Source organism: Pseudomonas sp. FYR_7 (assembly GCF_043106155.1).
GTDB lineage: Bacteria > Pseudomonadota > Gammaproteobacteria > Pseudomonadales > Pseudomonadaceae > Aquipseudomonas > Aquipseudomonas parafulva_B.
In genome coordinates this window covers 99,283-112,597 of the sequence record NZ_JBICMI010000077.1, presented here as the reverse complement: position 1 = coordinate 112,597, position 13,315 = coordinate 99,283, and the positions used below count along the sequence as shown (strand labels likewise).

14 protein-coding genes are annotated in these 13,315 nt (G+C 58.9%); all 14 read left to right on the top strand.

Features of this window, described 5'->3' with window-relative positions; translation table 11 throughout:
- Position 1: 1 nt before the first annotated feature.
- A complete protein-coding gene (locus ACF8R3_RS19515; RefSeq protein ID WP_023532809.1) occupies positions 2-793 on the top strand; it encodes a ParA family protein in 792 nt (263 codons plus the stop codon).
- A 9-nt stretch (positions 794-802) separates the two neighbouring features.
- Entirely contained in the window at positions 803-1,675 is an 873-nt protein-coding gene (locus tag ACF8R3_RS19510) for a ParB/RepB/Spo0J family partition protein (protein WP_058602715.1), read from the top strand.
- Positions 1,676-1,823: 148 nt separating this feature from the next.
- Positions 1,824-2,231 (top strand): F0F1 ATP synthase subunit I, encoded by a 408-nt coding sequence (locus tag ACF8R3_RS19505; protein ID WP_023532288.1) that lies wholly within the window; start codon positions 1,824-1,826, stop codon positions 2,229-2,231.
- 16 nt (positions 2,232-2,247) lie between these two features.
- Positions 2,248-3,117, top strand: a complete 870-nt coding sequence (gene atpB, locus ACF8R3_RS19500; protein WP_023532311.1) for a F0F1 ATP synthase subunit A — start codon at positions 2,248-2,250, stop codon at positions 3,115-3,117.
- Positions 3,118-3,262: 145 nt separating this feature from the next.
- Positions 3,263-3,520 carry a F0F1 ATP synthase subunit C gene (atpE, locus tag ACF8R3_RS19495; protein WP_003097235.1) on the top strand — a complete coding sequence of 86 codons (258 nt, stop codon included), beginning with the start codon at positions 3,263-3,265 and terminating at the stop codon, positions 3,518-3,520.
- Positions 3,521-3,577: 57 nt separating this feature from the next.
- Positions 3,578-4,048: a F0F1 ATP synthase subunit B gene (locus ACF8R3_RS19490; RefSeq protein WP_011536505.1), complete on the top strand. Its 471-nt coding sequence runs from the start codon at positions 3,578-3,580 to the stop codon at positions 4,046-4,048.
- A 12-nt stretch (positions 4,049-4,060) separates the two neighbouring features.
- Positions 4,061-4,597: a F0F1 ATP synthase subunit delta gene (locus ACF8R3_RS19485; protein WP_023532623.1), complete on the top strand. Its 537-nt coding sequence runs from the start codon at positions 4,061-4,063 to the stop codon at positions 4,595-4,597.
- 21 nt (positions 4,598-4,618) lie between these two features.
- Positions 4,619-6,163: a F0F1 ATP synthase subunit alpha gene (gene atpA / locus ACF8R3_RS19480; protein WP_023532736.1), complete on the top strand. Its 1,545-nt coding sequence runs from the start codon at positions 4,619-4,621 to the stop codon at positions 6,161-6,163.
- A gap of 48 nt (positions 6,164-6,211) precedes the next feature.
- Entirely contained in the window at positions 6,212-7,072 is an 861-nt protein-coding gene (atpG, locus tag ACF8R3_RS19475; protein ID WP_023532742.1) for a F0F1 ATP synthase subunit gamma, read from the top strand.
- A 27-nt stretch (positions 7,073-7,099) separates the two neighbouring features.
- Positions 7,100-8,476, top strand: coding sequence for a F0F1 ATP synthase subunit beta (atpD, locus tag ACF8R3_RS19470; protein WP_023532615.1), 1,377 nt, complete (start codon positions 7,100-7,102; stop codon positions 8,474-8,476).
- A gap of 44 nt (positions 8,477-8,520) precedes the next feature.
- A complete protein-coding gene (locus ACF8R3_RS19465; protein WP_023532701.1) occupies positions 8,521-8,940 on the top strand; it encodes a F0F1 ATP synthase subunit epsilon in 420 nt (139 codons plus the stop codon).
- 120 nt (positions 8,941-9,060) lie between these two features.
- Positions 9,061-10,428 (top strand): bifunctional UDP-N-acetylglucosamine diphosphorylase/glucosamine-1-phosphate N-acetyltransferase GlmU, encoded by a 1,368-nt coding sequence (gene glmU / locus ACF8R3_RS19460; RefSeq protein ID WP_144963829.1) that lies wholly within the window; start codon positions 9,061-9,063, stop codon positions 10,426-10,428.
- A 190-nt stretch (positions 10,429-10,618) separates the two neighbouring features.
- Complete coding sequence (locus ACF8R3_RS19455) at positions 10,619-11,392, top strand: DeoR/GlpR family DNA-binding transcription regulator (RefSeq protein WP_058602719.1); 774 nt, start codon at positions 10,619-10,621, stop codon at positions 11,390-11,392.
- Between the two features lie 6 nt (positions 11,393-11,398).
- A complete protein-coding gene (gene glmS, locus ACF8R3_RS19450; protein WP_392516030.1) occupies positions 11,399-13,234 on the top strand; it encodes a glutamine--fructose-6-phosphate transaminase (isomerizing) in 1,836 nt (611 codons plus the stop codon).
- Positions 13,235-13,315 lie beyond the last annotated feature (81 nt).

Here is a 13,315-nt window from a genome sequence, read left to right as displayed (position 1 = left end):
AATGGCTAAGGTATTCGCAATCGCGAACCAGAAAGGTGGTGTGGGCAAGACCACCACCTGTATCAATCTCGCTGCCTCGCTGGTGGCGACCAAGCGTCGTGTGCTGCTGATCGACCTCGATCCGCAGGGCAATGCCACCATGGGCAGCGGCGTGGACAAGCACGAGCTCGAGCACTCTGTGTACGACCTGCTGATCGGAGAGTGTGACCTGGCCCAGGCCATGCACTATTCCGAGCATGGTGGGTTCCAGCTGTTGCCGGCCAACCGTGACCTGACCGCTGCCGAAGTCGTGCTGCTGGAGATGCAGGTCAAGGAAAGCCGCCTGCGTAATGCGCTGGCGCCCATTCGTGATAACTACGATTTCATCCTCATCGACTGCCCGCCTTCATTGTCGATGCTGACGCTCAATGCCTTGGTGGCTTCCGATGGCGTGATCATCCCCATGCAGTGCGAGTATTACGCGCTGGAAGGGCTGAGCGACCTTGTGGACAACATCAAGCGGATCGCTGCCAAGTTGAACCCCGCGCTCAAGATCGAGGGGTTGCTGCGAACCATGTATGATCCGCGGCTGAGCCTGAACAACGATGTATCGGCGCAGCTCAAGGAGCATTTCGGTTCGCAGTTGTACGATACCGTCATTCCGCGAAACATCCGCCTGGCCGAAGCACCCAGCTTCGGTATGCCGGCATTGGCCTACGACAAGCAATCGCGCGGCGCACAGGCCTACCTTGCCCTGGCCGGAGAACTGGTTCGTCGTCAACGCCGCCAGTCCCGCACTGCACAAGCAACTTAAGGAATCCGCATGGCCGTCAAGAAACGGGGTCTCGGACGTGGGTTGGATGCGCTGCTCAGCGGTCCATCCGTGAGCGCGCTCGAAGAGCAGGCTGTAAAGATCGACCTCAAGGAGCTTCAGCACCTGCCCGTCGAGTTGATTCAACGGGGCAAGTACCAGCCACGTCGCGACATGGACCCGCAGGCGCTCGAAGAACTGGCTCACTCGATCCGCAGCCACGGCGTGATGCAACCGATCGTGGTGCGCCCGGTTGGCGATGAGCGCTATGAGATCATCGCCGGTGAGCGGCGCTGGCGCGCGACTCAACAAGCCGGTCTGGACACCATTCCGGCCATGGTCCGCGAGGTCCCTGACGAAGCGGCCATTGCCATGGCCCTGATCGAAAACATCCAGCGCGAGGACTTGAACCCTCTGGAAGAAGCGCTGGCCCTGCAGCGGTTGCAGCAGGAGTTCGAGCTGACCCAGCAGCAAGTGGCCGATGCCGTGGGCAAGTCGCGGGTGACCGTGGCCAACCTGCTGCGGTTGATCACGTTGCCTGAAGCGATCAAAACGATGCTCGCCCATGGTGACCTGGAGATGGGTCACGCACGGGCTTTGCTAGGCCTGGAAGAGAATCGCCAGGAGGAAGGGGCGCGTCATGTTGTCGCACGTGGGCTGACCGTACGTCAGACCGAGGCGCTGGTGCGCCAATGGCTGAGCGACAAGCCTGATCCGGTAGAACCCGGCAAACCTGATCCGGACATTGCACGCCTGGAACAGCGGCTTGCAGAGCGTTTGGGCTCGGCTGTACAGATTCGCCACGGCGCTAAAGGCAAGGGCCAACTGGTGATTCGCTATAACTCGCTCGATGAGTTGCAGGGCGTACTCGCACACATTCGCTGAAACAATTCCTGTTGTAGCGCGCAATCGGAAATCACTACGAATAGTTGAATAGGGGTTAATCCACCCCTATACTCTGCGCGCATTTTGTCGGCACAAATTATGCCAAGTCATCGCTGACTGGCAGGCCGATTCACGGGGAGCAGTTGTGATGGAAATCCGCACGCCAAACCGGTTGCCTTTCCATCGCTGGGCGGTTTTTCCGGTATTGCTGACGCAATTCGTCGTGCTGCTGCTGGCAACCTTGGTGTTGTGGCAGTTGGCTGGGACGGTCAGCGGATATTCAGGGCTCTGCGGAGGCCTGATTGCCTGGCTGCCCAATGTTTATTTCGCCTGGAAGGCTTTTCGCTTTAGCGGAGCTCGGGCGGCGCAGGCCATCGTCAAGTCGTTCTACGCTGGCGAGGCAGGCAAGATGATTTTGACGGCAGTGCTCTTCGCACTGACCTTCGCAGGAGTGAAGCCACTGGCGCCGCTGGCAGTATTCGGCGTCTTCGTGTTGACCCTTTTGGTCAGCTGGTTCGCGCCCCTGCTGATGAATAAAAGACTTTCGAGACCTTAGGGCGTTTGAGGCAACCATGGCAGCAGAAACCGCTTCGGGCTATATCCAGCACCACTTGCAGAACCTGACTTACGGTCAACTACCAGACGGCAGCTGGGGCTTCGCCCATTCGGCTGCAGAAGCCAAGGCTATGGGCTTCTGGGCATTCCACGTGGATACCCTGGGTTGGTCCGTCGCACTGGGTCTGATCTTCCTGTTCATCTTCCGCATGGCGGCCAAGAAGGCGACTTCTGGCCAACCGAGCGGCCTGCAGAACTTCGTCGAAGTGCTGGTGGACTTCGTCAACGGCAGCGTGAAGGACTCCTTCCACGGCCGTAGCCCGGTGATCGCGCCGCTGGCGCTGACCATCTTCGTCTGGGTATTCCTGATGAACGCCATCGACCTGGTACCGGTCGACTGGATTCCTCAGTTGGCCATCCTGATCTCGGGTGATCCGCACATTCCGTTCCGCGCCGTGTCGACCACCGACCCGAACGCGACCCTGGCCATGGCCTTCTGCGTGTTTGCGCTGATCATCTTCTACAGCATCAAGGTCAAAGGCCTGGGTGGCTTCATCGGTGAGCTGACCCTGCACCCGTTCGGCAGCAAGAATATCTTCCTGCAGATCCTGCTGATCCCGGTCAACTTCCTGCTGGAATTCGTGACCCTGATCGCCAAGCCGATCTCGCTGGCGCTGCGTCTGTTCGGCAACATGTACGCCGGCGAGCTGGTGTTCATCCTGATTGCCGTGATGTTCGGCGCCGGCATCCTGTGGCTCAGCGGCCTGGGTATCGTGCTGCAATGGGCGTGGGCTGTGTTCCACATCCTGATCATCACCCTGCAAGCCTTCATCTTCATGATGCTTACCATCGTCTACTTGTCGATGGCTCACGAAGATAACCATTAAGACCGCCTGGCGTGTCTGATAGCCTTCCCCGCTCGTTTGGGGGGAGGGCTTAAAAAGTCCGCAAGGGCATGCTGTACCAAACGATTCGTTTTACCGCTTCAAACTAAAAAACCTAACCAATACGACGTAAAAGTCGGGAGGAAAGATGGAAACTGTAGTTGGTCTGACCGCTATCGCTGTTGCTCTGCTGATCGGCCTGGGTGCTCTGGGTACCGCCATTGGTTTCGGCCTGCTGGGCGGCAAATTCCTGGAAGGCGCTGCTCGTCAGCCTGAGATGGTTCCGATGCTGCAGGTCAAAATGTTCATCGTTGCCGGTCTGCTCGACGCCGTCACCATGATCGGTGTTGGTATCGCTCTGTTCTTCACCTTCGCGAATCCCTTCGTTGGTCAAATCGCCGGCTAATCACTCGTTTCGACGAGTTGATGGGTGTGATGGACAAAGACCGAGCGAGGTGTTGGCGTGAACATTAATGCAACCCTGATTGGCCAATCCGTTGCTTTTCTGATTTTTGTACTCTTCTGCATGAAGTACGTATGGCCTCCGGTCATCACTGCTCTGCAAGAGCGTCAAAAGAAGATTGCAGACGGCTTGGACGCTGCCAACCGCGCAGCTCGCGACCTGGAGCTGGCCCAAGAGAAAGTGGGTCAGCAACTGCGTGAAGCAAAGGCACAGGCAGCTGAAATCATTGAGCAAAGCAAGAAACGCGCTGCTCAGCTAGTAGACGAAGCCCGTGAACAGGCTCGTGTCGAAGCTGACCGTGTGAAGGCTCAGGCTCAGGCCGAGATCGAACAGGAACTGAACAGCGTCAAAGACGCCCTGCGTGCCCAAGTGGGTGCCCTGGCTGTTGGCGGTGCTGAAAAGATCCTTGGCGCCACAATCGATCAAAACGCGCATGCAGAGCTGGTTAACAAACTGGCCGCTGAAATTTAAGCGAGGGCGATCATGGCAGAACTGACCACGTTGGCCCGACCTTACGCTAAGGCTGCCTTTGAGCATGCCCAGGCCCATCAGCAACTGGCCAATTGGTCAGCCATGCTCGGCCTGGCTGCTGCAGTGTCCGAAGACGACACCATGCAGCGCCTGCTCAAGGCCCCGCGACTGACAAGCGCAGAAAAGGCCGCCGCATTCATTGACGTTTGCGGTGACAAGTTCGATGCATCGGCACAGAATTTCATTCATGTTGCCGCGGAAAACGACCGTCTCCTGCTTCTGCCGGAGATTGCCGCTCTGTTCGACCTGTACAAGGCAGAACAAGAGAAATCCGTGGACGTGGAAGTCACCAGTGCTTTTGCGTTGAACCAAGAACAGCAAGACAAACTCGCCAAGGTTCTCAGTGCACGGCTCAGCCGGGAAGTGCGCCTGCACGCGTCGGAGGATGCCAGCCTGATCGGCGGCGTCGTCATCCGCGCCGGCGACCTGGTAATCGATGGCTCTGTTCGCGGCAAGATCGCGAAACTGGCCGAAGCATTGAAATCTTGAGTTTGAAGGGGCAGCAGAGCAATGCAGCAACTCAATCCTTCCGAAATTAGTGAAATCATCAAGGGCCGCATCGAGAAGCTCGATGTCGGCTCCCAAGCCCGTAACGAAGGTACCGTCGTAAGCGTTTCCGACGGTATCGTACGGATCCACGGTCTGGCCGACGCTATGTACGGCGAAATGATCGAGTTCCCGGGCGGCGTATACGGTATGGCACTGAACCTGGAGCAAGACTCCGTAGGTGCAGTGGTACTGGGTGCGTACACCTCCCTCGCCGAGGGCATGAGCGCCAAGTGCACCGGTCGCATCCTGGAAGTTCCGGTTGGTAAGGAACTGCTGGGTCGCGTCGTGGACGCACTGGGTAACCCGATCGACGGCAAAGGTCCGCTGAACAACACCGAGACCGACGCGGTCGAGAAAGTTGCTCCAGGCGTGATCTGGCGTAAGTCGGTAGACCAGCCTGTACAGACTGGCTACAAGTCGGTCGACGCCATGATCCCGGTTGGCCGTGGCCAGCGTGAGCTGATCATCGGTGACCGTCAGATCGGTAAGACTGCCATGGCGGTCGATGCGATCATCAACCAGAAAAACAGCGGTATCTTCTGCGTATACGTGGCCGTCGGCCAGAAGCAGTCGACCATCGCCAACGTCGTGCGCAAGCTCGAAGAAGCCGGTGCCCTGGCCAACACCATCGTTGTTGCCGCCAGCGCCTCGGAATCGGCTGCACTGCAGTTCCTGGCGCCGTACTCCGGCTGCACCATGGGCGAGTACTTCCGTGACCGCGGTGAAGATGCCCTGATCGTCTACGATGACCTGTCCAAGCAGGCTGTTGCCTACCGCCAGATCTCCCTGCTGCTGCGTCGTCCACCAGGACGTGAAGCGTACCCAGGCGACGTGTTCTATCTCCACTCCCGTCTGCTGGAGCGTGCATCGCGCGTTTCGGAAGAATACGTCGAGAAGTTCACCAACGGCGCAGTCACTGGCAAGACCGGTTCCCTGACCGCTCTGCCGATCATCGAAACCCAGGCTGGCGACGTTTCGGCGTTCGTTCCGACCAACGTGATTTCCATCACCGACGGTCAGATCTTCCTGGAATCGGCCATGTTCAACTCGGGCATCCGCCCTGCAGTGAACGCCGGTGTTTCGGTATCGCGTGTAGGTGGTGCCGCTCAGACCAAGATCATCAAGAAGCTGTCCGGTGGTATTCGTACCGCACTGGCTCAGTACCGTGAACTGGCGGCATTCGCCCAGTTCGCGTCCGATCTGGACGAAGCGACCCGCAAGCAGCTGGAGCATGGTCAGCGCGTTACCGAGCTGATGAAGCAGAAGCAGTACGCGCCGATGTCCATCGCGGACATGGCCCTGTCGCTGTACGCCGCTGAGCGTGGCTTCCTGACCGACGTAGAAGTCTCCAAGGTCGGCAGCTTCGAGCAAGCACTGATCGCCTTCTTCCACCGTGATCACGCCGAACTGATGGCGAAGATCAACGTGAAGGGTGACTTCAACGACGAAATCGATGCAGGCATGAAAGCCGGTATCGAGAAGTTCAAGGCCACCCAGACCTGGTAAGCCGCAGCGGGGGCCCAGGCCCCCGCTTGCTAACCTGATAGGTGATACATGGCAGGCGCAAAAGAGATTCGCAGTAAGATTGCGAGCATCAAAAGCACGCAAAAAATTACCAGCGCCATGGAAAAAGTGGCGGTCAGCAAAATGCGCAAGGCACAACAGCGCATGGCTGCTAGCCGTCCTTATGCGGAGCGTATCCGCCAGGTGATCGGTCATCTGGCCAACGCCAACCCGGAATACCGCCACCCGTTCATGATCGAGCGCCCTGTAAAGCGCGCCGGTTACATCGTGGTGAGCAGTGACCGTGGTCTGTGCGGTGGCTTGAATACCAACCTGTTCAAGGCCTTGGTCAAGGACATGAACGAAAACCGCGAACAGGGCGTGGAAATCGACCTGTGCGTGATCGGCAGCAAGGGTGCGACTTTCTTCCGTATCTTTGGCGGCAACGTAGTAGCCGCGATCAGCCACCTGGGCGAAGAGCCATCGATCAATGACTTGATCGGCTCCGTCAAGGTCATGCTGGACGCCTACCTCGATGGCCGTATCGATCGCCTCTCGGTGGTTTCGAACAAGTTCATCAACACCATGACCCAAAAGCCGACGGTCGAGCAATTGGTACCGTTGGTGGCAACCCCGGATCAGGAACTCAAGCATCACTGGGACTACCTGTACGAACCCGACGCAAAAGAGCTGCTGGACGGCTTGATGGTGCGTTACGTGGAGTCGCAGGTGTACCAGGCGGTGGTCGAGAACAATGCTGCTGAACAAGCAGCCCGGATGATCGCCATGAAGAACGCCACAGACAACGCCGGTGACCTGATCAGCGAACTCCAGCTGATCTACAACAAGGCGCGTCAGGCTGCGATCACCCAGGAGATCTCGGAAATCGTCGGCGGCGCTGCCGCGGTTTAACGGTTCAAAAATTCAGAGGATCCAGCTATGAGTAGCGGACGTATCGTTCAAATCATCGGCGCCGTCATCGACGTGGAATTCCCACGTGACGTCGTGCCGAGTGTTTACAACGCGCTGAAAGTACAAGGCGCGGAAACCACCCTGGAAGTTCAGCAGCAGCTGGGCGACGGCGTGGTTCGTACCATTGCGATGGGCTCGACCGAAGGTCTGAAGCGCGGTCTGGACGTCGTCGATACCGGCGCGGCCATCTCCGTTCCTGTCGGTAAGGCTACCCTGGGCCGCATCATGGACGTCCTGGGTAACCCAATCGACGAAGCCGGTCCGATCGGTGAAGAAGAGCGTCGTGGTATCCACCAGAAGGCGCCTTCGTTCGCGGACCAGGCAGGCGGCAACGATCTGCTGGAAACCGGCATCAAGGTTATCGACCTGGTTTGCCCGTTCGCCAAGGGTGGTAAAGTTGGTCTGTTCGGTGGTGCCGGTGTCGGCAAGACCGTGAACATGATGGAACTGATCCGTAACATCGCCATCGAGCACAGCGGTTATTCCGTGTTCGCCGGTGTGGGTGAGCGTACTCGTGAGGGTAACGACTTCTACCACGAGATGAAGGACTCCAACGTTCTCGACAAAGTAGCGCTGGTCTACGGTCAGATGAACGAGCCACCAGGAAACCGTCTGCGCGTTGCGCTGACTGGCCTGACCATGGCTGAGAAATTCCGTGACGAAGGTAACGACGTTCTGCTGTTCGTCGACAACATCTATCGTTACACCCTGGCCGGTACCGAAGTATCCGCACTGCTGGGCCGTATGCCTTCGGCAGTAGGTTACCAGCCGACCCTGGCCGAAGAGATGGGCGTTCTGCAAGAGCGTATCACTTCGACCAAGGAAGGTTCGATCACCTCCATCCAGGCCGTTTACGTGCCTGCGGATGACTTGACCGACCCGTCGCCAGCGACCACCTTCGCCCACTTGGACGCCACCGTCGTTCTGTCCCGTGACATCGCCTCCCTGGGTATCTACCCAGCGGTTGACCCACTGGACTCGACTTCGCGCCAGCTGGACCCGAACGTGATCGGTACCGAGCACTACGAAACTGCCCGTCAGGTTCAGTATGTTCTGCAGCGCTACAAAGAGCTGAAGGACATCATCGCGATCCTGGGTATGGACGAGCTGTCCGAGACCGACAAGCAACTGGTAGCGCGCGCTCGTAAGATCCAGCGCTTCCTGTCGCAGCCGTTCTTCGTGGCCGAGGTCTTCACCGGTTCGCCAGGCAAGTACGTTTCCCTGAAAGACACCATCGCTGGCTTCAGCGGCATCCTCAAAGGTGACTACGACCACCTGCCAGAACAAGCGTTCTACATGGTCGGCAGCATCGACGAAGCGATCGAGAAAGCCAAGAAACTGTAATCCCGGCGCCCCGCAAGGGGCGCTAATCAGGTTGAGGCAAGCAGATGGCTATGACAGTCCATTGCGATATCGTCAGCGCGGAAGGAGAAATCTTCTCCGGTCTGGTCGAGATGGTAGTAGCGCACGGCAACTTGGGCGATCTGGGTATCGCACCAGGCCACGCCCCGCTGATCACCAATCTCAAGCCGGGTCCGATCACGCTGACCAAGCAGGGTGGCACTCAAGAGGTGTACTACATCTCCGGTGGCTTCCTCGAAGTGCAGCCGAACATGGTGAAGGTTCTTGCCGACACCGTGCAACGTGCTGCCGACCTGGACGAAGCTCAGGCTCAGGAAGCCCTCAAGGCTGCCGAGAACGCGCTGAACACCAAAGGCTCGGACTTCGACTACGGCGCTGCTGCCGCACGTCTGGCCGAGGCTGCGGCTCAGCTGCGTACTGTCCAGCAAATGCGCAGAGGCAAGTGATCGGCTGCGGCCATCATTTGTGTTGCGATTGAGTAAAAGGGTAGCCTCGGCTACCCTTTTTCTTTTTTCGATTTTCCCCTTTCGGTCAAGCAACTGACCGCCCAGGATTGGTAGCCAGTCATGTCCCTCGATATCGTTATTCTTGCCGCCGGCCAAGGCACCCGCATGCGCTCGTCGCTGCCCAAGGTATTGCACCCGGTAGCGGGCAACTCCATGCTCGGTCATGTTATCCACAGCGCTCGCCAGCTTCAGCCGCAGGGCATCCACGTGGTGATAGGCCATGGGGCAGAGTTGGTGCAAGCGAGACTGGCAGGTGACGACCTCAACTTTGTCATGCAGGACAAGCAACTGGGTACGGGGCATGCCTTGGCGCAAGCTTTGCCAGCACTGTCCGCGGACACCGTGCTGGTGCTGTACGGCGACGTGCCGCTCATCGAAGTGCCGACCTTGCAACGCTTGTTGGCCAAAGCCAGCGAGCAGCAACTGGGTTTGCTCACGGTTACGCTCGAAGATCCGACGGGCTATGGCCGCATTGTGCGTGATGCGCATGGGCAGGTAACGGCAATCGTCGAGCACAAGGACGCTAACGAGGCACAGAAAGCCATTCGCGAAGGCAACACCGGCATCCTGGCGCTTCCTGGCGCTCGCTTGGCAGATTGGATGGGCCGCTTGTCGAACAACAATGCCCAGGGCGAGTACTACCTGACTGATGTGATCGCCATGGCAGTCGCTGATGGCCTGTTGGTCGCCACCGAGCAACCTGACGATCCCATGGAAGTGCAGGGTGCCAATGACCGCCGTCAGCTTGCCGAACTGGAGCGTCACTACCAGTTGCGTGAGGCCCGCCGCCTGATGGCGCAGGGTGTGACCTTGCGTGACCCTGCGCGTTTCGATGTCCGGGGCGAAGTGACGGTCGGCCGGGATGTGCTGATCGACATCAACGTCATTTTGGAAGGCAAGGTTGTCATCGAAGACGATGTGCAGATTGGTCCTAACTGTGTGATCAAGGATTGCACGCTGCGCAAAGGTGCCGTGATCAAGGCCAACAGTCACCTAGAGGGTGCCGTCATGGGCGAGGGGAGTGATGCAGGTCCATTTGCACGCTTGCGTCCGGGGACCGTACTCGATGCAAAGGCCCATGTGGGTAACTTCGTTGAGCTGAAGAATGCCCATCTTGGTGAAGGCGCCAAAGCTGGGCATCTGTCGTATTTGGGTGATGCCGAAATCGGCGCCCGCACTAATATTGGTGCGGGCACCATCACCTGTAATTACGATGGGGCCAACAAGTTCAAGACGGTCATGGGCGAAGACGTCTTCATCGGTTCCAACAGCGCCCTCGTCGCGCCTGTGGAGATCAAGGCCGGGGCCACGACTGCTGCGGGCTCGACGATTACTCAGTGTGTAGAAGCAGGTGAATTGGCGGTAGCACGCTCTCGCCAGCGCAACGTTTCGGGGTGGAAGCGTCCAGAGAAGATCAAGAAGCCCTGATTATCCAAAGCTCTCTCGAGGCCGGCCTTGTGCATAACAAGCCGGCCTTTTTATTTCCCAGGCATTAGCTGGCTAACGCTGGCCATACGGCTGGGTATGGTTATCCACAGCGAGACGACGGGGTTGACGGATCCGCGCATTTAGGTTTTGATTGCGATCATTATCTTTCGAAACGAAACTTAAAGCGCCGATGTCGAAACGAAACACGCCACAACGCCGCCATAACATACTCGCCCTACTCGCGGAGCAGGGCGAGGTCAGCGTGGATGCGCTGGCGAGACGGTTTGACACGTCCGAGGTCACTATCCGCAAGGACCTGGCGGCACTGGAAAGCAATGGTTTGTTGCTGCGCCGCTACGGCGGGGCTGTAACCATGCCGCAGGAGTTGCTGGCGGAGCCGGCGCAACCCGTGTCGGCCTACAAGCGTGCCATTGCACGTGCCGCTGTGAACCTCATCCGCGAACACGCCCGGATCATCATCGACAGCGGCAGTACCACCGCCGCCATGATCCCTGAACTCGGTCGCCAGCCGGGCCTGGTGGTCATGACCAATTCGCTCAATGTTGCCCGGGCCATCAGCGAACTCGAGCACGAGCCGGTGCTGCTGATGACAGGTGGCACCTGGGATCCGCATTCCGAGTCCTTTCAAGGCCAGGTGGCCGAACAGGTTCTGCGCTCGTATGACTTCGACCAGTTGTTCATCGGGGCCGATGGCATCGACCTGGAACGCGGTACCACCACATTCAACGAATTGCTGGGTCTGAGCCGCGTCATGGCCGAGGTCGCCCGTGAGGTGATCGTGATGGTTGAGTCGGACAAGGTCGGCCGCAAGATTCCCAACCTCGAACTGCCGTGGGGCAGGGTGCACACCCTGATCTCGGACGAACGCCTGTGCGAACAGGCACGCGCACAAATTAAAGCACGCGGCGTCAATCTGATCTGCGCCGCTATCAGTCAGGAGTAACCAAGCATGTGTGGAATTGTAGGTGCTGTGGCCGAACGCAACATTACCGCCATCCTTATCGAGGGCCTGAAGCGTCTTGAATACCGTGGGTATGACAGCGCAGGCCTGGCGGTGCTGACGCCCGAGGGCGAATTGCAACGCCGTCGCCGCATCGGCAAGGTCAGCGAGCTTGAAGCAGCCGTCGCGCTCGAGCCAATCGCAGGACGGCTCGGCATCGCGCATACGCGCTGGGCAACCCATGGCGCGCCTACCGAAACCAATGCCCACCCGCATTTCTCAGGCCATGACGTGGCCGTTGTGCACAACGGCATCATCGAGAACCACGAGGAACTGCGCGAGGAACTGAAGGGATTGGGCTATGCCTTCGTGTCCCAGACCGATACCGAAGTGATCGTCCACCTGATCGACCATCTCCTCAAGGGCATTCCCGACCTGGCAGACGCCTTGAAGGCTGCGGTCAAGCGCCTGCACGGTGCCTATGGCCTGGCATTGATCAGCAAAAGCCAGCCTGACCGCCTGGTCGCTGCGCGTAGCGGCAGCCCGTTGGTGATTGGCCTGGGCCTCGGTGAAAATTTCCTTGCCTCTGACCAACTGGCCCTGCGGCAGGTCACCGATCGCTTCATGTATCTCGAAGAGGGCGATATCGCCGAGATCCGTCGCGACCACGTCGCCGTCTGGGACCACGATGGCCATCCTGTGCAGCGTGAAACCGTGCAGTACCACGAAGGCGCCGAGGCCGCTGACAAGGGCCAGTACCGTCACTTCATGCTTAAGGAAATCCACGAGCAGCCGCGGGTGGTGCAACGCACATTGGAAGGTCGCTTGGGCCATGACCATGTCCTGGTACAGGCATTCGGTCCGCAGGCAGCCGAGCTGTTTGGCAAAGTGCGCAATGTGCAGATCGTAGCCTGTGGTACCAGCTATCACGCCGGCATGGTTGCACGTTACTGGCTGGAAAGCCTGGCTGGGATCCCTTGCCAGGTAGAGGTGGCGAGCGAGTTCCGTTACCGCAAGGTGGTCGTGCAGCCCGATACGCTGTTCGTTTCCATCTCCCAGTCGGGCGAGACCGCCGATACCCTGGCAGCGCTGCGCAACGCCAAGGAGCTGGGCTTCCTTGGCAGCCTGGCGATCTGCAACGTGGGCATCAGCTCGCTGGTTCGGGAATCCGACCTGACATTGCTGACCCTGGCCGGCCCGGAAATCGGCGTCGCTTCGACCAAGGCCTTCACCACCCAGCTGGTGTCGTTGATGCTTCTGACCTTGGCCTTGGGCCAGGTGCGCGGCACCCTGGACAAGGGCGTCGAAGCTGAACTGGTCGAGGAACTGCGCCGCCTGCCAACACGTTTGGGTGAAGCATTGGCCATGGACGCAACCGTCGAGAAAATCGCCGAGTTGTTCGCTGACAAGCATCACACCTTGTTCCTGGGCCGCGGCGCTCAATACCCGGTGGCCATGGAAGGTGCGCTCAAGCTCAAGGAAATCTCCTATATCCACGCCGAAGCCTACCCCGCGGGCGAGCTCAAACATGGTCCGCTGGCGCTTGTGGATAACGACATGCCGGTGGTGACCGTTGCGCCGAACAACGAACTGCTGGAGAAGCTCAAGTCCAACCTGCAGGAGGTGCGTGCACGCGGCGGTGAGCTGGTGGTCTTCGCTGACGAGCAAGCCGGGTTGAGCAATGGCGAAGGGACCCATGTGATTCCGGTCCCACATATCGCGGATGCGCTGGCGCCGATTCTGTACACCATTCCTTTGCAGTTGCTCTCGTACTATGTCGCCGTGCTCAAGGGGACTGATGTTGACCAGCCTCGGAATTTGGCGAAGTCGGTGACGGTGGAGTGAGGGCAGCTTTTCGACAGTGCCAGCTTAACGTCGAGCAGAAGCCGTGAAATACGGTCGGTGATCATCTGATCGATCGGCAGT

What these genes read in the sequence shown, in the direction of transcription:
- ACF8R3_RS19515 (WP_023532809.1), top strand. Translation starts at nt 2, where the DNA reads ATGGCTAAGGTATTCGCAATCGCGAACCAGAAAGGTGGTGTGGGCAAG.
- ACF8R3_RS19510 (WP_058602715.1), top strand. Translation starts at nt 803, where the DNA reads ATGGCCGTCAAGAAACGGGGTCTCGGACGTGGGTTGGATGCGCTGCTC.
- ACF8R3_RS19505 (WP_023532288.1), top strand. Translation starts at nt 1,824, where the DNA reads ATGGAAATCCGCACGCCAAACCGGTTGCCTTTCCATCGCTGGGCGGTT.
- atpB (WP_023532311.1), top strand. Translation starts at nt 2,248, where the DNA reads ATGGCAGCAGAAACCGCTTCGGGCTATATCCAGCACCACTTGCAGAAC.
- atpE (WP_003097235.1), top strand. Translation starts at nt 3,263, where the DNA reads ATGGAAACTGTAGTTGGTCTGACCGCTATCGCTGTTGCTCTGCTGATC.
- ACF8R3_RS19485 (WP_023532623.1), top strand. Translation starts at nt 4,061, where the DNA reads ATGGCAGAACTGACCACGTTGGCCCGACCTTACGCTAAGGCTGCCTTT.
- atpA (WP_023532736.1), top strand. Translation starts at nt 4,619, where the DNA reads ATGCAGCAACTCAATCCTTCCGAAATTAGTGAAATCATCAAGGGCCGC.
- atpG (WP_023532742.1), top strand. Translation starts at nt 6,212, where the DNA reads ATGGCAGGCGCAAAAGAGATTCGCAGTAAGATTGCGAGCATCAAAAGC.
- atpD (WP_023532615.1), top strand. Translation starts at nt 7,100, where the DNA reads ATGAGTAGCGGACGTATCGTTCAAATCATCGGCGCCGTCATCGACGTG.
- ACF8R3_RS19465 (WP_023532701.1), top strand. Translation starts at nt 8,521, where the DNA reads ATGGCTATGACAGTCCATTGCGATATCGTCAGCGCGGAAGGAGAAATC.
- glmU (WP_144963829.1), top strand. Translation starts at nt 9,061, where the DNA reads ATGTCCCTCGATATCGTTATTCTTGCCGCCGGCCAAGGCACCCGCATG.
- ACF8R3_RS19455 (WP_058602719.1), top strand. Translation starts at nt 10,619, where the DNA reads ATGTCGAAACGAAACACGCCACAACGCCGCCATAACATACTCGCCCTA.
- glmS (WP_392516030.1), top strand. Translation starts at nt 11,399, where the DNA reads ATGTGTGGAATTGTAGGTGCTGTGGCCGAACGCAACATTACCGCCATC.